The sequence below is a fragment of the Clostridium sp. DJ247 genome (assembly GCF_014231265.1).
In genome coordinates this window covers 32,336-57,124 of sequence record NZ_JABAIW010000034.1, presented here as the reverse complement: position 1 = coordinate 57,124, position 24,789 = coordinate 32,336, and the positions used below count along the sequence as shown (strand labels likewise).

Genomic DNA, 24,789 nt, shown 5'->3' with positions numbered 1-24,789 from the left:
CTAGTAGCTCAAAAGAATTGCTGGTTTATTTATATAGATAAGTTTTCTTATCTCACTCTGTTTAATTTTCAAGGATCGGTCGCTCTTTGACGACTTGTTCATCTTATCATAGTCATTTAACTTTGTCAACTAGTAATTCATTACCAATTAACAGTTGTACTATTGAATAATTTACTGCTTAGTTCACAGCTTTTATATGTTATCATACAAGCTAAATCTTTGTCAATACTTTTTTGGTTGCGGGAGCAGGACTCGAACCTACGACCTTCGGGTTATGAGCCCGACGAGCTACCAACTGCTCCATCCCGCGATATTATATTGATAAGTTTTCTTGTGTTTGCTGCCTCATCAAGCAACGAATGTTATCTTATCATCTTTTAATATATAGTGTAATTTATATATATGTTATTCCCCTTATTTATATTATTTATTCTTATAAATTCTCTTTAATTCTTAATATATAGCATATTGACACGCCAGATATAGTTTACATACTTGTTTGTAACTATATAGATTATAATGTACTATAATTCTTTAATTTATTATTCATAATATTATTTTAAAATTTATTTTTATAGTAGAACTTAATTCACATGGGGGTTTGCTTCACCATGGGCGAAAACCTTTTAGACCGTCTACATTTGTTCTATAATGGAATAAGTGTAGCAATTTAAATATTAAGTTTACGAAAGTTTCTTGGAGATACTCCTTTCACTTTTTTAAACAACTTTGAGAAAACTAATGGATCTTTATATCCAACAGATTTGGATATAAAGATATAGATAAATTTCCATTTTTCTCAAAAGCATTTACTCCTCCAAAATTATGCCATAACCCCAAAGAAATAGCAGGGAGTTTTAACCCACTGTTACCACATCTGTTATATTTCATGTCTTCATATCTTTTTTCAGAAGCAAAATATGACACCATCTAAAACCTCCATTAATAATATTTTGAATAAATTTACTAAGTATATATTACTATTTTTACAAGGAAACAGAAATGGTATCATATCTGCAAAACATGTTATAAAGTCTGTTGTTTAATTTTGAATATGCTTAGATTTATTTCTATACCGCTATATAGGTACGGAACTTTTACATTTAATTTATTTTACATAGGATATTACTCGATTAAGCCACTAGTAAATAGTTTAAGACTAAGACTTTCTAATAAACTATTTAAATGTTCCATAATATGGTAACATCCTATGCTGCATAAATTAATTTTAAAAATTCCTCATCAATATATACTGAAATATCTACTTATATAACGTCTCTTTTAATGGTCTGCTTGTTTGCATTTCCAGCTCTTGCTGGTGGTGACCCTACACTGTACTTTTATGATGCAAATTTATGCACAATAAGTGGCCAAACTGCAACACCTGGCGTATCCCTAGTTAACAATAACAGTGTGGCTTCTGGTTTACAACATATAGAACTTCAATTTAATCATAATGTCGCTTATTATACATCATACAATCAAAGTTACGTACATCTTAAAAACACAACTACCCAAACCACTATACCAATAACTTTATACAAACTGGGAGATGGAAGTCCTTTGGATCCAGAGAAACGAAACGTCTTTTTTGATGCAAATCTTGTAAGCGGTAATAGTTATCAAATAATAATTGACCCAGGTTTCAAAGCCTATAATGGCTCTACATTGAATTATACCCAATTAGTTAATTTTACTGTTAACTAATAAAAATACCCAATGTTATTTCTCTGAAAAAAGAGTATAAAAAATATTCTTTTTATCTTTTCTATAATTTTTACAACTAAAACTAACATGAAAACTAAAACAAATTACCCATGTCATGTAATGCACTGTTTTATGATATTAGACACATCATAAAAAGCCCCTGCAAAAAAATTTGCAGAGGCTTTCGCCTATCACATTTCAAACAATCCCAATATTTCCTCATCAGTTAAAGCTGTAAAGCTTTCTCCACTGGATAACTCATCTCCCATAAGCTCTGATATAAGCTTTTTCTTTTGTTCTTGGAGTGACAGTATTTTCTCTTCAATGGTACCCTTAGCTATAATTTTTATAACCTCAACTACATTCTTTTGCCCTATTCTATGTGCTCTGTCTGTCGCCTGCTGTTCTACTGCAGGATTCCACCAAGGATCAAAGTGAATTACTATATCTGCAGAGGTTAGATTAAGTCCTGTTCCTCCAGCTTTTAAGCTTATTAAAAACACTGAGTTTTCACCCTCATTAAAAGCTTTTACTATGTTCATTCTTCTCTCTGAAGATATGGAACCATCCAGGTAACTAAAGGATATTTCTTCTGCAGCAATTCTTTTTCCAATATTTTTAAGAACCGATGTAAATTGAGAGAAAATCAATATTCTATGTCCTTGTTCTATGCTTTTATTCAGCAGCTCTGTTAGAGCTTCCAACTTTCCATTCCCACCGCTATAATCGTCCATTAATACAGTGGGATCTAAGCACAATTGTCTTAGTTTTGTTATATAAGAAAGTATTTCTATTTTGCTATTTTTAAACTCATCATCCTTTACCTTCTTTTCAATAAGCTCCACTGCATAGTTTGCATAGGTTTTGTATACTTTCTTTTGTTCATCATCTAAGGTGACCATTAACGTTTTTTCTATCTTATCAGGCAATTCTTTTATAACATCTTTTTTTCTTCTTCTGAGAATAAAAGGTTTTATAAGCTTATTTAGCTCTTCAAGTACCTCTGGACCTTCTTTAAGTTTTTTGTGATATCTTACACTAAATCTCTTTTCATCATATAGATATCCTGGCATTATGAAATCAAATATGGACCACAGCTCCATGAGAGAGTTTTCTATTGGTGTACCCGATAAAGCAAATCTTGTTTTTGCCTTTATACCTTTAACAGCTATGGCATTTTGAGAGTTTGGATTTTTTATATTTTGGGCTTCATCTAATATGCAGTAATCAAACTCCATGGTATTATAAGTTTCTAAATCTCTCTTCAATAGATTATAAGTTGTTATAACTACATCATAGTTTTCTATATTGTTAACTATGTCTTCTCTTTGTTCTTTTGACCCGTTAACAGCAGCCACTTTTAAAGTAGGTGCAAATTTTTCAAATTCACTTATCCAGTTATATATCAATGATGTAGGAGCTATAATTAAGGACTTACTCCCTTTATTAGATAATATAAAAGTAATAGTTTGTAGAGTTTTACCAAGACCCATTTCATCTCCTAAGATTCCACCAAAGCCTAAATAGTCTAAGGTTTTAAACCAGTTATATCCCACCTTTTGATACTCTCTTAGATTTCCATTTAAATCTACTGGTTCTTTAAATTTTAGCTTCTCTATATTCTTAAACTTATCTCTTATTTCATTTAACTCTTTTTTTCCTTTTATATATCTAATACCATTTTCCTCTAAATAGTTATCAATGAAAGCTCCTTTGTTCTTATATATTTCAATATGATTATCATCTATATTCTTAGAAGAAACCACATCTAAAAGCTTTAAAAACTTCTTAAGCTCTAATTCCTCTAAATCAAGGTATTCTCCGCTTGGAAGCTTATAATATTTAAGATTATCCCTAAAGGCCCTTAAAATATCAGAGGTTTCTTTAGGATCAATATCTCCTATTTTAAAGTCCATTTCAAAGTAATTATATTTACCAGATTTAATATCCGCCTTAATGCCTTTAGTACCAATGGATTTTAAACCTTTAAAGTTTTCTGAGTAATATACTGCTCCTATTTCCTGCAGCTTCTCTACTTCACTTTTAAAGAATCTAAAAATATAGTCATCCCCCATTAAAAAATAGAACTTTCCTTCTATCTCCTGGAAACCTAAAGTTCTAAGCACACCAATAACCTGTACTTCCTTTTTAGAATCTCTGTATATAATCTTATCCTTACATTCCTCAAAGATATTAAACTCAAACTGTCCATACTCAACCTTTACTGTTAGTGTAATATCTTTGCCTTCCTTATCAAAATAAAAATTAAACTGACACTCATCCATTACAATCTTGTCTTTTATAGACTTTGATAGAGTAACCTTAGGCGACAAAAGATTAAGGTCAGGAATTAGCCTTCTTAATATATTTTCTTCCTCTGAGCCTTCCATAGTCACAACCTTGGCTTGGTTAAAAACCTTAAGATATGGACTTATCTTATAACAAAATTCATAGTCTGGAAGGTATATAGTTGAACCATACAAAAAAACATCATTTTTGGAGCCTAAAACCTGAGGCATTCCTCCTGGAGATTTAAGCACATAATTATTTTTTATAGTTTTCAAATCAAATTCTATGGCTGGAGCCTCAAGTAAAACTTCCGTTTCCACAGCTCTATAAAAGAATCCTTCATTTAAATAAACTCTATGTTTTCTTATAACTTCAAAAAATTCCCTAACTAAATATTTAGGAATATTTATATATTTGCCATTAACATAGCCTTCTCCATTTTTATTAGAGTATTTATAGTTTTTCTCCAATTCCTTTAACATCTCAATGTAAGTAATAAGCCGTTTATCCTTAGTGCCTAGACGATGATTCATTATATGAAAAGTGAAATTTTTACTATAGTTTATAGGAATATTATTGTAATAAGCCACCAAAAACTGATTAATGTCTTTTAAAACATAAAGGTTATTGGAACCAATGGAGTTAAGTCCTATTTTAAACTCAGCTGTAATATTGTCATTCCATTGATTTTTATTTATATAAACCTCTATTTTTATTTCATTCTTATGCTTTTCATCTCCTAGGAGCATGGATAAAACATTATTTTTATTTTTAAATATGCTGTGCTCCTGAGCATCCTTCTGATTTAAAAGAGGATGGTTAGCTAGATCCTCTAAGGCTTTATAAAAGGTTGCCACTAAATGCTTACAACAATAGTTTCTTTTTTTAAACTCATTCTGTTCATAATCCAAACAACCGCAGTATGTAGAAAAAATACTTTTCTTTTCTGCATCCATCTCAATTTTCGTATTATATTCATTAAAAAGATTTTCTGAAATCACATTACCATCTATACAAATTAGCTTATCTTCGCTGGTAATATCTATAGAAGAAACTAAGTCATTATTAAGAACTCTTTGCCCTTTGGCATGGTTTTTACCAGTGGTTTCTTCATTAAATATTTGTAATAGCATATCTTCTGTTAACATATTTTCTCTCCAGTAGTTTAAGTTTTATAATCCTTCTATTATAACATATTATTATAACATATAAAAATTATGGAGTTATGACTTTATTTTTGTTTAGAGCGCATTTAATTTAAGTGAAGAAAAATAATGCACCTTTTATTTATTATAAATAAAAAACCTCCGAAACTTTATCTAATAAATAATTATATTAGATATAAGTTTTGGAAGTGTTTATAAAACCTGGATTGGAAGCTTCTTTTTTAGTTATAGCTTAAATATATGTTATTTTACCTATATCTGAATAATCATAGCCTCCAAGTTTAACAAGTTCCTTTATAAATTCGTTACTTTTCATAACATCAATTAAAGCCTTAATTATATCCATTTCTAGATACTCTACAGGTACTGCAAAATCATATTCTTCACTACACACTGGAATAAAATCAAGTTCCATCAGTTCCGCTGCTGAATAGACACCAAGGCCACAATCTACATCTCCACTAGCTACTGCTGCTGCTACTGAGAGATGGGTAAATTCCTCTCTTTCATAGCCATTAATTTTATCAGGTGAAATATTTAGTTTTTTTAGATAATAATCTAAAAGTAATCTTGTACCCGCTCCCCTTTGTCTATTTACAAATCTTACATTTTTCTCTGAAATATCCGAAAGTTTTGTAAGTTCTAATGGATTCCATTTCTGAACCATAAGTCCCTGAGTTCTCTTTGCTACCTTTATTAAAGCCATATTTTTATTTTTTAAATATTTTTGAATGTAAGAAACATTATATTCTCCCGTTTCCATATCTAAAAGATGAATTGGAGCAATATGCGTTTCTCCATTTTTAAGTGCCATTATTCCTCCCATACTTCCTGTATGAGCTGAAGATAGATAACAATGTTTGCTTTTTACATGAAGTATATCTGCAAGCATATCTAATATTGGGTCATGGCTGCCTATACACACGATGGTATTTTTTATTTCATCCATATCCTTCATAAGACTTATGTGTACTTTGGTACCAGCTTCAATACCTTCTACATTTTGCGGGACTTCTAAAATTCCATCCGCTCTGACAAGTGACATAGTAGCACCTGCCCCTCTTGACAGTGGTGTAGCAATAACCTTATGTCCCACATATCCAAGCTTCATTCTTACAAATTCTAAATACTTTAAGGATGACATAACTCTTCTTGATAAAATTGCCTCTACCATTTGTGTTTCCTTTGGCTTTAACCCTTGATAACCCTCTATCACTGTTTTAAGAACCTTCTCCATTATAAAATAAGCTGATACAGGATATCCCGGTATGCCAAGAACAGGTTTATTCTTAACTTCTCCCAAGATAGTAGGTTTTCCTGGTTTTATAGCTATACCATGTACATAAATTTTTCCTAAGTCAGAAATCACTTCACTGGTATAATCTTCTCTTCCTGCTGAAGAACCAGCATTTATTATAATAATATCACACTCTAAAGCCGCTGTTTCTAAAGTTTCTTTCAGAGCATGGTAATCGTCTTTTACTATACTGTACCTCTTTGGTATTCCTCCATATTCAATAACTTGAGCACTAAATATTCTAGAATTAAAATCAATTATATCTCCAACTTTAAGATCACTTCCTGGTTCCACCAGTTCGGTACCTGTTGGAATAATACCTACCAAAGGTTTTTTATAAACTTCAATGATATTTACTCCACCGGCTATCATTGCACCTATATCTACAGGTCTTATTAGATGCTCAGAAGGAATGATTAGCTGATTTTCTACTATATCTTCACCTAATGGTCGTATATTTTGCCAGGGTGTTGCACTTTTATATATTTGAACTTTATTCTCATCTATTTTAATTATATCTTCTACCATTATTACACAGTCATATTCTTTAGGAATTGGATCTCCTGTATCTACCACAACATAATCTTTCATTTCTTCTAACGTAAGAGAATGCCTTTCAGATGCTCCTATGGTTTTTGAACTATGAACAGCAATACCATCCATAGCAGAACAATTGTAAAAAGGTGAAGATATTTTTGAATATACTGCCTCTGCGGTAACTCTACCTAGACTTTCTTCTGTATTTACTAATTCTTTATTTAGGAATAAATAACCTATTTCATCTAAATATTTATCTAGTGCTTCTTTAAATTCATAATTTGATAAATATATTTTCTGTGCCATAATATCACCTCTGAAATCTATAAACATATACTCTTTGATCTTTAAGAATTCCCTCTACGTTCTTATCAATCTTCACATAACCACAAGCTTTAGTAAATCCACTAATAGCTGCAGACTTAGTTAAGATAGGTATAGCTATATACTCTTCCTCTTTATTATCAATAGTAACTGGAAGATATTCTTCTCTTCCTTTAGCCTTGTGATAATTCATACTGAATTTGCAGGGAATAGCATATTCTACTTCTTCAAGCTTCATTATTCTCTGCAAAAGATATCTAACTAATATTCTGTAAATTACTGCACAAGACAATGGGTGTCCAGGTAATCCAAATATAGGTTTATTCTTTACTTTACCCAGTATAGTAGGCTTACCCGGTTTTATAGATATTCCATGAAGAAGTATGCCTGGTTCTCCAAGTGCATCAATAACTTTTGCAGTTTGATCCTTCTTTCCCACTGAGCTTCCCCCGGATATAAGAACTATATCACATTCATCAAGAGCTTTTTGGGCAGCTTCCAATAATTTTTCATAATCATCACCTATAACCCCGTAAAGAATTGGTTCTCCACCATCTTCAATAACAGAAGAATATAAAAGATATGAATTAATATCTCTAATTTGACCTGGGTTTGGGTTTTCTTCTGGTGATACAATTTCATCTCCTGTGGAAATTATTCCTACCCTTGGTTTGCAAAACACTGGTACTTTAATAATTCCCAAACTTGACAGCATACTTATGCTATAAGGTTTAAGTAGTGTCCCTCCTTTAAGCACAGTTTCTCCTAATTCTACATCTTCGTCTTCATCCAATACATTTTCTCCAAAAGCTACTGATTTATTTACAAGTATTGTATCATCCTCCATTTTATCAGTGTACTCTATCATAACTACACTATCTGAACCTTTAGGAAGCATTCCTCCAGTAGGTATATACATGCATTCGCCGGAAAACTCTAATGCTTGAGAAGACATTTTACCCATTGTAACTTCTCCTTTTAAATCAAGCATAGATGGTATACTTTCACTAGCTCCCTGCACATCTTTACACTTTACTGCATAACCATCCACCATAGATCTTTTAAAGCCAGGAATGTTTAAAGGTGAAGTAATATCCTGATATAGTATTCTACCATTACACTGCTTAAGATCTATTAGTTCTTTTTCTAAGTTTAGAGAAAAATTAGAGTTAATAATATCTTTTACCTCTTCCACTGATGCCACTTTATAAAAGTCCATACACTAGCACCCCCCTATCTTGCACATTTAGACTTTTGCCCCTTAAAAATACTAACATTTATAATTGCAGCCTTTATCCTTTTAATTTTCCCCTATGTTTAACAAGATTTTTACTTTTTCATTTGAAGGATTAGTAAAAAATTCTTTTCTATTTCCATGTTCAATAATTTTACCTTTATCCATATATAATACATAATCAGCTATTCTTTTTGCCTGATATAGATCATGAGTAACCATAATTACAGTTCTACCACTTACAGCCATAGACTTTATCAACTTTTCAGCAATCAATGTACTTTCTAAATCCATACTAGCAGTTGGTTCATCTAACAAGGTTACCTTTGTCTCTAACATAGCTACCCTTAAAAGAGCTGTTTTTGCTTTTTCTCCACCAGATAAATTTTTTGCATTTTTGTTTATTAAATTTTCTATACCTAAGTCCTTAATATAAGGACTATAATTTTCAAAGCTTTTTTTCCATTGTTTTTCTTTAAATAAGAGTCCTTTTATTATATTTTCTTTTACAGAACCATTGAAAATATAAGGTCTTTGAAGTAACATAGAAACTTGTACCTTTGCTTCATTAAAGCTTTTATCATCATATTTTATAATTCCATCATTGGATTTATTTAATCCTGCAATGCATTCGAGAAAAGTGCTCTTTCCACTTCCATTCAATCCCAGAATCAAATATAATCCTGGTTCTTTAAAATTAAAATAATCTATATTTACTACTGTTCTTTCTCCGTATTGTTTCACCAGATTTGAAACCTCAATATTCATTAGTGTCACTTCCTTGAAATTTGTGAAGAGTAATATTTATAGTCAGTGAAATAACAAGAAGTATTACCCCTATGGTAATAGCTCCTTCAAAATTTCCTTTTCCCGTTTCCAAAGCTATATACGTAGTCATTACTCTTGTGTGCTCCTTAATATTTCCTCCTACCATCATTACAGCTCCAACTTCTGAAATAGCTCTTCCAAAACCCGTAGCAATAATAGTAAGTAATTGACCTTTCATTTCACTTATTATTGTTAATACGATCTTAGTTTTAGAAGCTCCTAGTACCTCACAATTTTTTTTAATCTCCCTGCCCTGTTTTTGTACTGAACTCATAGTAAGACCTGCTATTATAGGAAATACTAATAAGGTCTGGGCTATAATCATAGCCGTTGAGGTAAATAAAAGCTCTAGACCTCCTAAAATACCTTTTCTTGAAAGTATAAGATATACTATAAGTCCCATAAGTACTGGTGGAGTACTCATAAAAGTTTCTAATAATCTTGATAACAATTTTTTCATTTTAAAGTCTGCTAGTCCTGCTAAAATACCTAATATTATTCCTACTAATGATGAAATAACTGTAGAAGATATAGATACTATTAAAGACATAACTATAACAGGACGTATTTCTTTTATCATCATTGACATTTTAGAATCCTCCTGTTCTTTAGCTATTTTTTAGCATTTGGAATAAAAAGCGATTGACCATATTTTTCTTTTCCGTATTCACCTATGGTCTTTTGAATTTTATCAGATAAAATCCAATTGATGAATTCATCAGCTTCCTTTTCTTTAATTTTATTCTTATTAGGATTTAATCTCATTACTCCATATTGATTATATAGCTGCGGACTTTTCTCAGTAACAATTTGAAGTTTTAGCTTGTCCTTCATCGACAAATAAGTACCTCTATCACTTAATGTATAAGCTTTCATTTCATCTGCCATTTGTAACACTGCACCCATTCCCTTACCAGCAGATATGTACCAATTTCCACTAGGTGTAATTCCACCAATCTTCCACAAACTTTTTTCCTTACTGTCAGTACCGGATTCATCTCCTCTGGAAACAAATTTAGCTCCACTATCTTTAATTATCTTTAAAGCTTCAACCGGATTGTTATAAGCCTTTTCTTTAATTTTAGCTGGATCATCAACAGAACCCACAATAACAAAATCATTATACATTACATCATATCTTTGGAGTCCATAACCATTTTTTATAAATGCTTCTTCCTTTGGCTTATCATGTACTAAAAGGCAATCAGCATCGCCATTTTGAGCAAGTTTTAAAGCCTCTCCTGTACCTTTTGCTACCACTTTCACATCTATACCAGTGTCTTTTTTAAATAAAGGAACTAACTCATCTAAAAGACCTGTATCTTGAGTACTGGTAGTAGTAGCTAGTACCATAGTTCTAACTTCTTGTGGTTTATTACTGCTGCTGCATCCGACTAAAAAAATAAAAATAAAAATAAAAAATACTGTAAGTTTCTTTCTCATAAAAAAACTCCTTTCATTTTTTATCCGATGACTATCCGCTCTAATACTCCTATCTTATAGGAAACTCCTCTTCAGAGGGAGTCAAAACTCCCTTGAAGCCAAGAATTCTGTTTATGACGTAAAGTATAAACAGAATTCTTAGGTTCTGAGGAAGCTTGTCTACGACTCTTTGGCAAATTACTAGTTAGCACCAGAAAATATGCCCATTAAATGCGATCTAGACATTTAATCCTCCTCTACAAAAATGTTTTATTCATAAGACCTACAACATTAAAAAACCTCATTATCTCCGAGAACAATATTCACCTTATCCCCTAATAGAACAGGTTCTTTTACTTGTGGTCTAATAGCAATTAAGTTATTATACTCCGTACTCAAACTAAAGCCAGCTTTTAAAAAGTAGTTATGGTAAATACTTGAACTCCAAGCATTTACTAAGTTAAAAGATTCTTTAAAACTATCAGTTAGCTTTAATAATGCATAAAAAACCTCTTCATTTGCAGCTTCAATATCAACAATATGAAGCCTGTTTGAAACTTCATAGAATTTGTATACTACATAACCTAATACAGTATCATTTTCTATAAAAGTGAATATTTTATAGTTAACTGAAGGGCGTTCTACATATCTCCATTTAAAATAATTTTTGTCTTTTAAGACAGAAAATGTTCGCTGGCTTGATATGTTCATGGAAAACATCTCTAACTGATCTTCATACATATGGTAATTGTCTCTGTTTAAGACTTTTATATTATCAGTTAATATTGTTTCTGAAGAACATGGCACAATGCTTTTTTCCAAGAAATAAACTTGATTTAAAAAAGTCCAACCCACCCGTCTGTGCCCAGGAACAGCATTTTTATTTGGCATTCCTATAGCAATTTTTATTCCTTGTTCAGCAGCTTTTTGAAGAGCATAGCGACCTAGCTTTACAAATAAATTTAATCCTTGATAGCTTGGTCGAACAAAAACATTATTACATAGTGCTCCGTCTACAATATTTCCATTATAAACTACTTTATTATTTAGTAGACAATACCCTGCCACAATTTTATCCTCTTCAAATATTGCATACATATTGTTTCTACTATTAAATATCCAAGAAGAAAATTGAGAATCAAGTTTTCGATCAAAGGCATCCTCCCATGCGTCTTCCCACTCATTTACAAATAGCCCTTTTTCAAATTCACTAGTTATTAATTTAAACTCCATGTTTATACCCTCTTAGTTCAGGATTCTATAATGAATCGTTAACTTTTTTTTCAAGAATATCGCTAAGCTCTTGAAAAGTCAAGGAACGAGAAATTTCTTCATCATTAATTTCAACATTAAAATTTGTTTCTAATTCAATAGTAAATTGGACAAGAGCCATGGAATCAAAACCATTAACATCTTCAATTTTTACAGTAGGGTTTAATTCCTCATCATTAAAGTTCTCTTTTGCAATTGAAATAACTTGTTCTAATATATTCATTTACTTTTCTCCTTTACATATTATTTTTATATTAAAAACTAAATTTATCTAATTTTTTTTAAGGTAGCAGCCTGCCCAGGAAAGTCCTCCGCCAAAAACTGCTAGAAAAATATTCTCTTCAGATTTTTTAGCCTCTAAACATTCGTTAAGAGCAATTAAAGATGATGCACCTGCAGTATTGGCATAATGTTGCACATTAATAAAAAAATTTTCATAGGGAATATCAGTTCTTTTGGCAATTTCTTTGATAATGTTTATATTTGCCTGATGGGTAATTATTCTATCTGGTTTAACTGAGTTCCGAGAAATAAGGTCTTTTATAATTTCACTTCCTTTGCTACAAGCAAATTTAAATACCTCTGCTCCTAACATAGAAAAATAAAAGTCTTTTTCTTTTTCTACTTTTTTAGCTGGCAACATAGTACCACCAGCAGCTACTTTTATTACATCTGCTCCACTTCCATCTGAAAAAAGAATAAAGTCTGCTAGTTCATATGCACCTTGATTAGATACCAAAGCTGCCCCAGCACCATCACCAAAGTATGGAAAAGTGGAAATATCTTTAGGATTTAAGATTTTACTATACACTTCCGCAGCAACTACAATTACATTTTGTAAACCATCATTAATTAATGCAGAAGCTAACTTCAAAGCATAAACCCCTCCACTGCAAACAGAATTAATATCGAAAGCAAAAGCTTTCTCTAAACCACAAAGTTCTTGAATACGAGTAGCAGTAGCAGGTTGAATTCTATCTGGTGAGGATGTTGCACAAATTAAGGCATCAACTGATTTTGGGTCAATACCTGCTTTTTCAATCAGCAGTTGAACCGCTTTAGCTCCAATATCAGATGTACATTCATTGGTTACATGTCTTCTTGAGAGAATACCTGCTTTTTCAGCAATTAATTCCTGATACTTTTCAGGAAATTGAGACAAGTCTTTATTATGAATGATATTTTCTGGAAGATACTGTGCCGTTTCTACTAAGAAAGCCATAATTTTCTCCTTTCTACTAACCATTTTTTCTTTAACTCAAACTATTCTCTTGATTCTAAATATTCCTTTAGACCTGTAAGAGCATCTACCACCTTCTGCAGATGGTGATCTCTTGCAGGATCTATTACACTAGCTTCATTCATAGAAAAGGTTACTTTAGTGCCTTTGTCTTGCGTTTCAAAACTAAAAGTACCTATTGGTAAGGACGGACCATTTAGAACTTTAAATACAATCTTTTTATCCATATCACATTCAATAATCTCATAATCAGCATTTATTCTCATACCATTTGGCCCATTCATTCCCTGAATAAAAACCGTGCCCACTCCTACTGGCTTGTCCTCCATTCTTTTTATGTCCTTAACTGTAGGCCTCCAAAGCTTGTTATTTTCACCATCTAAAACAAACTGAAACACTTCAGTGACCTGTCTTTCTATGAAAACAGTTTTTTCTGCATATGCCATAGTACTATCCTCCATATCATAAAATTATGTTAACAAAGCATGCTTTAACATTATAAACATTAAAAGCAACCAAGCTGACAACTCTTAACTTTTATTCTTTGTTGGTTACACAATTTCCCAATAATCGAAACATTTATTTTTAGCTCTTTAGCAATTTGAAAAGCCTCTGCACAGGCTAAGTATTTCCTATCTTCTTTTATTTCACAATGTTGCTCTATGATTTCTATAATTTTTTCTTCATCCATAGACTATCTCCTTTTATGTACCAAATTATTTATTCTGGTAAAAAAATTCTGCATAATCATTAATAATTGTGTCAATAGAATTCTCAGCCTGCCAATTTAATAATTGTTTCGCTTTATCTGAATTAATTTCAGAATAATTTTCTAGACTATCATTGGTACACATAACGGGAGATTGAGAATTACATAGTGTAATAATCTTATCCGCAAGAGTTCTTACTTCAATATTATCTTTATTAGATAAATTAAAGGTTCCATATATATGCTCATTACAAATTATAATTTCTATTGCCTTGAATAAGTCTTCCACAGACAGCAGCTGTATCCTTCTGTTTTTTGGAACAAAAATTTCTATGGATTCATTCCTTGATGCCCTAGAAAAGAAAAAAGGAACTATAGCTTTATTTTCTTGTTTTATTCCTGTTACATTTGCTGGACGCAGGATAACTAATTTTTCATTCTCGATATGTTCTTTACACACTAACTCTGCTTCATATTTTGACTTTTCGTAAAATGATAGCACGGATAGAGGTTTTAACGGAGAATCTTCATCAACTTGATCAGCAGACTTTTCATATATATTGACTGTAGAAAAAAATATAAACTTTTTGAAATTGCAACTATTCATTACATTTTTTGTTCCATTTACATTTACACTTCTGAATTGCTCATAGGAAAAATTACTATTAATATTAGTTTGATTTAAAGCTGCCAAATGAATTATTACATCAAAGTCCTCATTTAAATTGAAGGGTTTACTTATATCAACAGAAAAATAATCTTTTATCTCAACAATGTCCTTATGTAACTCATCTTGAAAATCCAGAGCATATATATCATAAATATTTTTATCAAAGCCTTCAATAAAACTTCGACCAATAAAACCATTTGAACCGGTTACTAATACTCTTTTTTTCATTTAAAACTTCACCCCTTCCTTAACTTGAAAAGTTTAAACAAAACACTGAATTAAGTGACCTTTTTTAACTATTTTTATTACTCAATGTGTCTATATACAACAAAACCTTCTGCATAGTCTGTATTGATTTCTGCACCCCTATATTGAGCAGCTTTTTTTATTGTATCCGTAGTTCTTGTTTGTACATTATTCTCTGTTGTGTACAAAGAGAGTGCTTCTAATTTTTTTTCAACATGATTATCTATTGATATATAATAATTAGGATTAAAATTACGAGTTGATCCAAATATTTCATAAAATAAAACTTTCTTTAAAAAAGGGGTTTTAGATGGACGACACCAGACCATTGAAGCATTATAAACAACCCTATGATCAGAATTCATATCATCACTATAATGAGTATAAATAACCTGAGGCTTTACTTGATAAATCACTTTCTCTAAAGCTGATACAATTTCTAATTGTGGTATTGTATCAAGCATTATAATAGGAAAATCACAAAAAAATATTTCCTTTATTCCTAATAAATTACCTACTTTCCTTGCATGATTCCTTCGAGTTTCCACAAGCTCCTTATCCGGATAACGGGCAGAAGTTCCACCACAAAGAAAACATACATAAACATTATGACCTTCACTTATATGCTTTAATATAGCACCCCCACAGCCGATAACCTCATCATCTAGATGTGTTGCAATTACTAAAATATCCATCGTATCTCCTCCTAAAATATTCCATATAACTTAAATTCCATAAAAATAATAATTTAAATTTCAGTTTAATTATGATTGAATTTAAATTAATAATGTTTTACCTCCTATTGGGCGAGAATTTCGTTTAGCAATTCATTAAAATCATTTTTAACTTTTTTAGTTAAGTTATTTTCATCATTATACTTTGTAAAATATATAGTTAGTGAATCCTTATATCCTGAGACACTGACTTCTGGAAATCCATACCTTGGCGAGGGTCCCACAAAAGATAAATTTTCTACCACATCCCCAAAGGGCGTTGCATAATCATCTAGCTTTCCAACATTAGTCGTTTGCATCATGCGAACCGACCCTTCTATTATGAACTCTTTCGCCCATTTATTAAAGATATATTTCTGAACGGTAATTGGAAATATATTTGATAAAAAGATTTGAAGTATTAATCCAATACCAAATGGCCTTTTCTTAAGAGACTTAAGTTTTTCAACCATTCTTGGTAAATCATTTGTCTCTGTATTATATACTATAAACATTTCCATTACGGAATAATTTGTTATGCTTAATATATCTTCTTTTAAATATCGCCTTAAATCAATGCCTAATGCTGCACCTACACAAGAGGAAGGTTCTTTTAATATCATATTATATTTAGTCATCAATTTTGTGGTAAGAAGTAAAATTATATCATTTATTGTAAAATCAAAATCTTTATAAAAGGATTTTATTTTATTTATATTCTCTTTGCTTAATATGATTCTTTCGATGCTTTCACCGTTGCCTTTATTATTAATATTATCCATTTCAAGTAAAGGTTTAAAAGAATCGGATAATTTGGGCTGAAACAAACCCTTCAAGCATAGAAGAATCATATTTATGATAGTAATCATATTAAAGGAAAATATTAATCTTGACATTTTGCGATAATTTTTTTGTGGTACTAACTTATTATTATTAAAAAGCGTATAATAATAAGTTCCAATTAATTTTACAAGCTGAAAACTTCCTCTACCATCAGCTAAAGCATGATGAATACAAAAAACTATAACTTTATTTTCAATTTCTTCATTGTAAAATATTTTTACCTTTAAAGGCGGTTCATTTTCTAAAATTATTCGTTTATCCACTAGTTGTACAAATTGTGAATAAGCTTTATCATAAAAAGAATCTTTATCGACTCTGATTGTTTGAATGATTTGACTAATATCAAAATTTTCAATCCGTTCCCATTTATCCCGCCAATACCCCTTTGACATTTTACAAGACAAAATAGGTATATCCTTCACAATATACTTTAAACTTTCTTTTAAAATTTCTAAATTAAAACTATCTTTTACATGAGTTATAAGATACATGGTATTACATCCTAATTTGCCGTCAAAATCCCAGAAACCACTCTCTATAGTACTCGCTTTAATAAAATTATTTTTAATGTGTTTCACCTTCTTATGTAATTTATAAATCTTGTTTTCCTACTACTGCAGTTGATAAAAAATAGTCACAATCAAATTTTACGCTCATTTTAATAGGATATTTTAAGTTGTCAAGGTTTATACTATATTGCTCATCATTGAAATTAGGATCGATATTAACGGAAAATGTATTAAATCCTATTGAAATACCCAAGCCCAGAGCTTTACTAATAGCTTCCTTTTGCACCCAAGCTTTATAAAAGGAGCGTACCTTATTTAATTCATTATAACTATTAAATAAAGCCATCTCCTTAGGAGAAAATATACTTCCAGCTATAAGAGAATGCTTCCGTTTCAGATTTATTTTTTCTATATCTACACCAATATCTTGGTTTTTAGCTATACCCACAAATAGGTACTCCTCTGAATGAGAAATATTAAAACTGAAATCTTTATAATCGCTGTGAGATATAAAAGGCTTTCCGTTAACATTATAGTCATATTTTATTTCATTAGGCTTCATATTTAAAAAGCTGCTGAGTATAATACGAGTACTACCTTTACGCAAACAAAATAAGAGCTTATTTTGTTCACTTCTTATTTGTCCGCTTTTTCGTATCTCTTCATCTGAAAGATACTGTTTAATATGGTCAATATACTTGTAAAAATCCTTCACATTAACAATCCATGCATTATAATCTCCGAGAGCCTTTATATTATTCGAAAAAATCTTATTGCGAATTTCCTGTAAAATCATGGTAAAATAATCCTTAGGAAAAAAAGGATTTCAGAAATTTTGAAACCCTTTGTTTATTTATGGTATTTTTATTGTATGGATGGAATTTATTTTGTTTCGCAAAAACAATTACATCTTTATACATAATGACTCCTCTTTAAAACAAATTAAATTCTTTGTTTAATTCTTCAATCAGTTTTTTATATCCCATGGAATTTAAAAAAGATTGACGATATTTCTCTAATTTTCCTTCTATGCTCTTGTCGTTGATTACTTCAACAATTTTTTCTTTTAATTTTTCTGGTTGAAGTTTTTTTGTATTAGCCATAAAAAGAACACCACAACCATACGCCTGTACAAGTTTTGCATTACTAATTTGTTCTGCCTGACCTGGACAAATTACTAAAGGGGTCTTGTATAAAATAGAATCACTGATACTATTAAAACCACCGTGAGATATAAACAGAACAGATTTTTTCAACACATTTCTATACTCTTCTAGGCTCAAGTTATCATATAATTTTACGTTATCTGGTAAATTATCAGTATTCACTTTATTATTTTTGTTACCACCAAAAGATACCACTACCTTATAACCAAGATCTTTGGCTGCATCTATACAAGTGTCCCAGAATGTATTACTAGTAGTAATAGTTCCTAAGCTGATGAATATAGTATCTTTATTGTTTGGAACCTCACTACGATCAACATAAGCAGGACCAATGAACTTTACATTTTCGGGATACTCATTTCCAGCTGGATGAAATTCTTTAGAAGTCACAACCATAGAAAATTTTCCTTGATGAGCCATAATCTCCTGTGGCTTATCTACTATTTTACCATATTGTTTCTCAATTCGTTTTATGATTGCGTTAAATTTAAGTACAAATGAAAAATCTAATACTGCACTTTTAATTAAATCAAACGCAAAAGTAGGAGTTTTTTTCATCATAGTGGAATCCCCCATAAAACTACTATAAAAGTACGCATAAGGGATTTTATAATAACGAGCAGCGATTTTTCCCCAAATAGCAAGGGTATCGCATATAATTAGATCTGGTTTTTCTTTATTTACTTCTTCCATAATAAAAGGAAGTACCTTTTCTGTAAATGTATAGAATACATATATTAAAGCTATAAATTTTGATTGAAGACTTTCATCGTCAGCTAATTCATTATAATATTTATAAAAACTATCAGGATATTTTCGCAATTCTATATTGTTTATTCCATCAAATTTAGGAAAATACTTATCAAAAGTATAGTAAACTAATTTTACATTTTCTTCTGATAACTCTCTACAGAGATTAAGCTGAGGATTTACGTGTCCTGAAACTGGAAAATTAATAAATAATATTTTTTTCAAGGACTATTTCCTCCTTTTTCATTTCTTGTTCTTCTAATTTTTTCATTAAAGCAGTTGCCTGGTAAAGTTGTTCAAATGATCCTGCATCAGTCCACTCAGAGTTAAGTATGCCATATGTAAGTTTACCTTGTTCCGCATAAAGATTTAAAACATCTGTAGTCTCATATTCATTTCGAGAGCTTATTTTTAATTCCTTAAGTAATGAAAAAGCTTCTGGTTGAAAGATCCATAAACCTGTATTTATATAATTTGAAAAAGGAATCTTAGGTTTCTCCACTAATCTTGTAACTCTTTTATCTTCAAACTCAATAACACCATATTTCTGAGGATTGTCTACTTTTGTGATTAGAATTTTTGCTTTAAATTCCTCTTTTTCCTTTTCAAAATCGTCAACAAAGCTTTTAATATCTTCAATAACAATGTTATCACCAAGAACCACCATGAAGTCTTCATTTTTTACAAACTCTTCAGCACATAACAATGCTGCTCCAGTACCTTCATTTCCTTCCTGAATTTCATAATGAAGATTTACTCCCCATTGCTTACCAGTTTTAAGGAGTCTGAAAAAATGTCCTAAGTATTCTCCTGATGTTACTATAAGAATTTCCTTTATACCTACTTTAGCCAATGTTTCAATGGGATAATAAATCATAGGTTTTTTGTAAACTGGTAATAAATGTTTATTGGTAACTAGCGTTAAAGGATGTAATCTCTTTCCATGTCCCCCTGCTAAAATGACACCTCTCATATACGACACCTCACAAAAATTATTTTTACTATTCTATTTATTTCCCCAGAACCCGTTGATATATCTTTTGTCTAGTTTTTCTTTAAGTTTTTTCCAATACTCTGGATGGTTAACATACCAATCAACAGTCTTTTTAAGTCCTATTTCCAAATTGTATTCTGGTTTCCAACCAGTATTTCTTAATTTAGTAGTGTCTATACTATATCTCAAATCATGACCTGGTCTGTCAGCCACAAATTTTATAGATGATTCATCTTTACCGAGCATTTCTAAAACCATCTTTGTCCACTCTAAATTTGTGCACTCCTGACCTCCTCCGATGTTATATACCTCGCCATTCTCACCGTTGTTTATCAGATGGTAAATACCACTACAATGATCATCTACATATAGCCAATCCCTGATCTGATTTCCTGTTCCAAAAACAGGTACTTGCAATCCTTCTAATAAATTTGTCACAAAAAGAGGAATTGCCTTTTCTGGATACGCCCATGGACCGTAATTATTTGATGCACGGGTGATAATAACAGGTAAGTTAAAAGTTGCAAAATAACTATATGCTAGTCTTTCTCCGCCAGCTTTTGAAGCAGAATATGGATTACGAGGTTTTAATTCAGATGTTTCAAAGAAACTACCCTCTGCTATCTGTCCATATACCTCATCAGTTGAGATTTGAATAAATCTTTCTATTGCATCTCTATTTTCTAATACATTTTCCAAAAGTACTTGAACACCAAGAATATCTGTTCTAAGAAAAGATTGTTTATCCTGTATAGAACGGTCAACTGCAACTTCAGCAGCAAAATTAACTACAACATTAACGCCTTTCATTGCTTCTTTAACTACATCATTATCACAAATATCTCCGTGAACAAATTCAAAATCATCTCTTCCAATAAACTCTTCCAAGTTATCCATATTTCCAGAATATGTTAACTTATCTAAAACTCTTACCCTTACATCTTTCTCATGATTATAAAGATAACGTACAAAATTAGAGCCTATAAATCCAGCACCGCCTGTTACTAAAAATTGTCTCATTTTACTCTCCTCCTCTATATATTAATATTTTTTATAAACAATTGTAGCGTTGTGTCCACCAAAACCAAAGGAGTTTGATATAGCTGCACGAATATTCTTTTCTCTTGCTACATTTGGAACGTAGTCTAAATCTAACTCAGGGTCAGGATCATTATAATTAATAGTTGGAGTAAGCATACTATTTTTAATGCTTAAAACTGTTATAATACCTTCAATAGCTCCAGCCGCACCAACAGTATGTCCAGTCATTGATTTAGATGAAGATACAGCTATTCCTTTTGCTGCTTGGCCAAAACACTCTTTTATACCCATTGTCTCATACTTGTCATTTAAATAAGTAGACGTACCGTGTGCATTGATGTAATCAATCTCATCATGACTTACTTTAGCATTTTCCAAAGCCATTCTCATTGTCTTTGCCATACCAACTCCATCTTCTTTTGGAGCAGTAATATCTGTCGCTTCGCTAGTGATTGCATAACCAGCTACTTCCCCATATATAGTTGCGTTTCTCTCGCGTGCTATTTTTTCTGATTCTAATACCATTACTCCAGCACCTTCACCCATTACAAATCCATCACGTGTTCGGCTAAAAGGACGGCATGCTGTTTCTGGAGAATCATTTTTAACAGACATAGCAAGTATTTGGTTGAAACCTCTAATGTACTCAGGCTCGATATGTGAATCAGCTCCACCTACAATAACTATGTCGGCAATGCCTGATTTTATCATTTGGTGACCTAGTCCAATTGCATAAGCAGAAGAGGCACAGGCTGTAGAAACATTAAAATTAGGGCCTTCTAATCCATAATGAAGAGAAATCCAAGCACTTGGCGCATTGGGCATTGATCTAACAATAATATGAGAACCAGACTGTTCCCTTTCCATGTCATTATATGAAGTAGTAATTACCCCCATAATAACCGCAATTCGTGTTCTATCATAATTATCAAAATTGATACCACTGTTCTTGATAGCTTCATTAGCTGCAATCATTGACATTCTAGTAGTTCTTGTCATTTGTTTTCTTTCTCTTCGTGGTATTTGTTTATCAGCAAGCTTCTCGAACTCTGAACTTACCTCTGCGGCAATTTGAGTTTCTGAATCACTTGGATCAAATAAAGATATTTTCTTAACTCCAGAACGACCTGCTAATAAACTCTGCCAATTTTCCTCTATATTTAACCCAAGAGAGGTTACCATCCCCATCCCGGTAATAACTGTTTTATTCTCATTATTCATAAACTTATCCCTCCCTTATAGCTCTAACAATTTATTAATTGTTTAAAACAGATAAATCCTCGGGCTTATAAAGATCATCTTGAGATTTTTCATAACTATCTAAAAGACAATCTATAATCTTTTGATTTCCGATTCGCTTTAGCATACTGATAGGATCTTCAGATAATCCTAAAGCTTCCTTAACCGCTTCATTCATTTGATCTTTTTCAACATATTCATTATTTATTAAAAAAGCTAATTCGTTGATAAGAAGGCTTTGTAACCTTAATACAATATTTTGCTTATAATCTTCTAACTCTGCCTCATCAACTTTCTTAAGTGTTACTGGATGTTCTTGCTCATAGGCTATGAGTCCTTTGTTACCGACTCCTCCTGGATAACCTTCCTCTAATAGCTTTTTCCCTCTATTATAGAAAGGAGTATAAAGGTTCATGTAACGGTGGCTATTAAAATTCTCTCTACTCTCGAGAACAATATTAATACCTGTTGAATCAATAATCTCAAATAATCCAAAGGTGAAGAGATTTTCTTTTAATGCCTTATCTATTTCTTCCATAGTTAGGTAGTTCTCTTCGTAGATAATATAGTTCTGAGATATCATGTTTAAAAGCATTTTCGACAAAATCATATTAGCCTCTTCTTTTAATTCAAGAGGAGTCTTATCAATTTTTTTTACTAGTTCTTTTACTACTTCAACATATTTTTGTTCAGTAAATCTAGTTTTACTAACTTCAACAGTCCTTGTAACCTTCACAGGAAAAAAGAAATGCATACCTAGGCAGCGCTCTTTTATTTTACATTTTTCAAAAACAATATTTAAAGGTATTGATGAAGTGTTGGATGCTAAAATACACTCAGGTTTCACAATAGATTCTACTCTTTCAAAAATATCCTGCTTAAGCTCTTTCTCCTCAAAAATTGATTCAATAACCAGATCACAGTTTTTTAATGCAGATAAATCATTTGATACAAGAAAAGATTGCATTTTTTCTTCATATTCAGAATTAGTTATGTATCCTCGTTTCAACATTTTTTTTAACTGCTTTTCAACAGAACTTGTTATTTCCTCTACATCTTGGAGCTTCCTGCATATTAAAACAAGTTTATCATCAAATTGGAAGAGATGATTAAATACATCTCTTCCCATTTTCCCTTTACCAATAATACCAACTTCCATACTTTACCTCACTAATAATTATTTAGTTTGATCAGGATTTCCGTATATAGAGAAATACTTTTCAGTTGCCTTCGCACTTGTCTTGTAAAGTTCTGAAAGTTTATTATAAAACTCTCTTTCTGGAAGCTTTGTTTCTAGAACAGCATTGGTAAGATTATAGTAGTCGTAATCCTTAATAACTACTTGGTCCTTTAACTCTTCCCATTGTTCTGTTCCAGGGAATGGTGTTAAAATGGTGAAGCCTGCATGGTAAATTGGATTCTCGGTAACAAAACTTGCTACTCTATCAAAATCCTCTTCAACAAAATCTGGTCGAACAATATAGTTTCCATTTACCCAAATACCAGCTTCATTTAATATCCTTAATGCTTCTCTAGTTGTATCGATTGAATTTTGCTTTCCATATTTTTTAAGTTCTTCGTCGCTTGTAGCTTCAAGACCGCATATTGTTACCTTTAATCCAGCTTTAGCAGCTAATTTTATAAGATCAGGGTGTCTTATTACTGTATCCGTTCTTACATCAGCAATATAAAAGTGATTATTTAATCCTTCTTCAATAATGCGGTTAAACAATTGTCTAACTTTTTCAACATTACCAAAGGTGTTAGCATCACAAAAACGTATTATAGGATATTCATCCATTAGTTTTAACTCACTAATGATAGATTCTACATCTCTATGGAAATAACGCCCATCAGTCAATGGCCATACGGTACAAAAGTTACATTTATGTGTACATCCTAATGAAGTGCTTAAGTATTGAATCTTTTTATTATCCATACGAGAAATTCTATAGTCATATTTATCGGTCAAAGCTCTATTTGGCAGAATGTTTTCAAGCATATGACACTCCTGGAATTCATCATAGCTTACTTCGCTTAATGGTTTTGTAAAATGAAGACTATCTCCTTTATTTAAAGCCAAACCTGCTATATTTGAAAAATCTGCGTTTTCCTTATTCTTTTTAAATTCTTGAACAATCTGGTAAAAACTCAATTTTCCAATACCTATTGATATTATATCTGCTTTTGAGCCTATAAAATCTTCTGGGCATAGTGAAGGATGAATTCCACCAACAGAAGTTAAAATCTTATTGTCATAATTTTTAATTGCTTCTAGCATGCCCATTACAGAATTATATTGGGCAGTTAAACAGGTTATAGCAACAAATTCAGGTTTAAATTCGTTAATTTCCTTAATAAGTGCTTCTAAATGATTGTAATTAGGATCTGCATCAAGCTCAGCTTTTTGATCAAGAATGATAACATCCTCTTCAGGTATCATACCTGCAAGCTCATTTAATCCTAGTGGTGGTCCTACCATTACTCTTCTTAAAATTGATTTTTTTCCTGCTTCGTCAGCATATTCAAGCATTCTAAATTTTCTTGGAATTGGAGGATTTACAAGTAAAATTTTCATATTTTTAACCCCTTA

General features: G+C 31.3%; 24 protein-coding genes and 1 tRNA gene. 1 reads left to right on the top strand and 24 read right to left on the bottom strand.

Annotation, left to right across the window (positions count from 1 at the left end; all coding sequences use genetic code 11):
• Positions 1 to 234: 234 nt before the first annotated feature.
• The 3 genes from HGI79_RS14270 to HGI79_RS22850 all read right to left on the bottom strand — a co-directional run bounded on the left by HGI79_RS14270 (position 235) and on the right by HGI79_RS22850 (position 930).
• Positions 235 to 310: transfer RNA gene (locus tag HGI79_RS14270), tRNA-Met, on the bottom strand.
• A gap of 360 nt (positions 311 to 670) precedes the next feature.
• Positions 671 to 772 carry an AraC family transcriptional regulator gene (locus HGI79_RS22855; RefSeq protein WP_313885216.1) on the bottom strand — a complete coding sequence of 34 codons (102 nt, stop codon included), beginning with the start codon at positions 770 to 772 and terminating at the stop codon, positions 671 to 673.
• Positions 739 to 930, bottom strand: coding sequence for a hypothetical protein (locus tag HGI79_RS22850; RefSeq protein WP_395939548.1), 192 nt, complete (start codon positions 928 to 930; stop codon positions 739 to 741). The genes HGI79_RS22855 and HGI79_RS22850 overlap by 34 nt, the downstream gene beginning before the upstream one ends.
• A 354-nt stretch (positions 931 to 1,284) precedes the next feature.
• Between HGI79_RS22850 and HGI79_RS14255 the strand changes: the two genes are divergently transcribed.
• Entirely contained in the window at positions 1,285 to 1,707 is a 423-nt protein-coding gene (locus HGI79_RS14255) for a hypothetical protein (protein WP_185651366.1), read from the top strand.
• 191 nt (positions 1,708 to 1,898) lie between these two features.
• On the opposite strand, the gene HGI79_RS14250 is transcribed toward HGI79_RS14255, so the two are convergent.
• The 21 genes from HGI79_RS14250 to HGI79_RS14150 all read right to left on the bottom strand — a co-directional run bounded on the left by HGI79_RS14250 (position 1,899) and on the right by HGI79_RS14150 (position 24,774).
• Positions 1,899 to 5,144 (bottom strand): SNF2 helicase associated domain-containing protein, encoded by a 3,246-nt coding sequence (locus HGI79_RS14250; protein WP_185651365.1) that lies wholly within the window; start codon positions 5,142 to 5,144, stop codon positions 1,899 to 1,901.
• A gap of 250 nt (positions 5,145 to 5,394) precedes the next feature.
• Positions 5,395 to 7,302: a molybdopterin biosynthesis protein gene (locus tag HGI79_RS14245; RefSeq protein WP_185651364.1), complete on the bottom strand. Its 1,908-nt coding sequence runs from the start codon at positions 7,300 to 7,302 to the stop codon at positions 5,395 to 5,397.
• A 4-nt stretch (positions 7,303 to 7,306) separates the two neighbouring features.
• Positions 7,307 to 8,539, bottom strand: coding sequence for a gephyrin-like molybdotransferase Glp (gene glp / locus HGI79_RS14240; protein ID WP_185651363.1), 1,233 nt, complete (start codon positions 8,537 to 8,539; stop codon positions 7,307 to 7,309).
• An 81-nt stretch (positions 8,540 to 8,620) separates the two neighbouring features.
• Positions 8,621 to 9,322, bottom strand: a complete 702-nt coding sequence (locus HGI79_RS14235) for an ATP-binding cassette domain-containing protein (RefSeq protein WP_185651362.1) — start codon at positions 9,320 to 9,322, stop codon at positions 8,621 to 8,623.
• A complete protein-coding gene (locus tag HGI79_RS14230) occupies positions 9,312 to 9,971 on the bottom strand; it encodes an ABC transporter permease (RefSeq protein ID WP_185651361.1) in 660 nt (219 codons plus the stop codon). The genes HGI79_RS14235 and HGI79_RS14230 overlap by 11 nt, the downstream gene beginning before the upstream one ends.
• 23 nt (positions 9,972 to 9,994) lie before the next feature.
• Positions 9,995 to 10,825 (bottom strand): substrate-binding domain-containing protein, encoded by an 831-nt coding sequence (locus tag HGI79_RS14225; RefSeq protein WP_185651360.1) that lies wholly within the window; start codon positions 10,823 to 10,825, stop codon positions 9,995 to 9,997.
• Positions 10,826 to 11,095: 270 nt separating this feature from the next.
• Positions 11,096 to 12,037, bottom strand: coding sequence for a GNAT family N-acetyltransferase (locus HGI79_RS14220; RefSeq protein WP_185651359.1), 942 nt, complete (start codon positions 12,035 to 12,037; stop codon positions 11,096 to 11,098).
• A 25-nt stretch (positions 12,038 to 12,062) separates the two neighbouring features.
• Complete coding sequence (locus tag HGI79_RS14215) at positions 12,063 to 12,299, bottom strand: acyl carrier protein (protein WP_185651358.1); 237 nt, start codon at positions 12,297 to 12,299, stop codon at positions 12,063 to 12,065.
• Positions 12,300 to 12,347: 48 nt separating this feature from the next.
• Positions 12,348 to 13,298 (bottom strand): ketoacyl-ACP synthase III, encoded by a 951-nt coding sequence (locus tag HGI79_RS14210; RefSeq protein WP_185651357.1) that lies wholly within the window; start codon positions 13,296 to 13,298, stop codon positions 12,348 to 12,350.
• Positions 13,299 to 13,339: 41 nt separating this feature from the next.
• Positions 13,340 to 13,762, bottom strand: coding sequence for an SRPBCC domain-containing protein (locus HGI79_RS14205; protein WP_185651356.1), 423 nt, complete (start codon positions 13,760 to 13,762; stop codon positions 13,340 to 13,342).
• 59 nt (positions 13,763 to 13,821) lie between these two features.
• Entirely contained in the window at positions 13,822 to 14,007 is a 186-nt protein-coding gene (locus tag HGI79_RS14200) for a hypothetical protein (RefSeq protein ID WP_185651355.1), read from the bottom strand.
• A gap of 25 nt (positions 14,008 to 14,032) precedes the next feature.
• The gene (locus HGI79_RS14195) at positions 14,033 to 14,923 is read right to left on the bottom strand and encodes an NAD(P)-dependent oxidoreductase (RefSeq protein ID WP_185651354.1); all 891 of its coding nucleotides are present in this window, start codon (positions 14,921 to 14,923) and stop codon (positions 14,033 to 14,035) included.
• A gap of 77 nt (positions 14,924 to 15,000) precedes the next feature.
• Positions 15,001 to 15,636 carry a PIG-L deacetylase family protein gene (locus HGI79_RS14190; RefSeq protein WP_185651353.1) on the bottom strand — a complete coding sequence of 212 codons (636 nt, stop codon included), beginning with the start codon at positions 15,634 to 15,636 and terminating at the stop codon, positions 15,001 to 15,003.
• A gap of 104 nt (positions 15,637 to 15,740) precedes the next feature.
• A complete protein-coding gene (locus HGI79_RS14185; RefSeq protein ID WP_185651352.1) occupies positions 15,741 to 17,075 on the bottom strand; it encodes a hypothetical protein in 1,335 nt (444 codons plus the stop codon).
• 13 nt (positions 17,076 to 17,088) lie between these two features.
• Positions 17,089 to 17,802, bottom strand: a complete 714-nt coding sequence (locus HGI79_RS14180; RefSeq protein ID WP_185651351.1) for a 4'-phosphopantetheinyl transferase superfamily protein — start codon at positions 17,800 to 17,802, stop codon at positions 17,089 to 17,091.
• 136 nt (positions 17,803 to 17,938) lie between these two features.
• On the bottom strand, positions 17,939 to 19,147 hold the full coding sequence (locus HGI79_RS14175; RefSeq protein WP_185651350.1) for a glycosyltransferase: 1,209 nt from the start codon (positions 19,145 to 19,147) through the stop codon (positions 17,939 to 17,941).
• Complete coding sequence (locus tag HGI79_RS14170) at positions 19,125 to 19,895, bottom strand: sugar phosphate nucleotidyltransferase (RefSeq protein ID WP_185651349.1); 771 nt, start codon at positions 19,893 to 19,895, stop codon at positions 19,125 to 19,127. Before HGI79_RS14170 ends, HGI79_RS14175 begins: the two co-directional genes overlap by 23 nt.
• A 33-nt stretch (positions 19,896 to 19,928) precedes the next feature.
• Positions 19,929 to 20,936, bottom strand: a complete 1,008-nt coding sequence (gene rfbB, locus HGI79_RS14165; protein ID WP_185651348.1) for a dTDP-glucose 4,6-dehydratase — start codon at positions 20,934 to 20,936, stop codon at positions 19,929 to 19,931.
• Between the two features lie 21 nt (positions 20,937 to 20,957).
• Positions 20,958 to 22,178 (bottom strand): beta-ketoacyl synthase, encoded by a 1,221-nt coding sequence (locus HGI79_RS14160; protein ID WP_185651347.1) that lies wholly within the window; start codon positions 22,176 to 22,178, stop codon positions 20,958 to 20,960.
• Between the two features lie 34 nt (positions 22,179 to 22,212).
• Positions 22,213 to 23,355, bottom strand: coding sequence for a 3-hydroxyacyl-CoA dehydrogenase family protein (locus HGI79_RS14155; protein ID WP_185651346.1), 1,143 nt, complete (start codon positions 23,353 to 23,355; stop codon positions 22,213 to 22,215).
• A gap of 18 nt (positions 23,356 to 23,373) precedes the next feature.
• The gene (locus HGI79_RS14150) at positions 23,374 to 24,774 is read right to left on the bottom strand and encodes a B12-binding domain-containing radical SAM protein (RefSeq protein WP_185651345.1); all 1,401 of its coding nucleotides are present in this window, start codon (positions 24,772 to 24,774) and stop codon (positions 23,374 to 23,376) included.
• Positions 24,775 to 24,789: the final 15 nt, after the last annotated feature.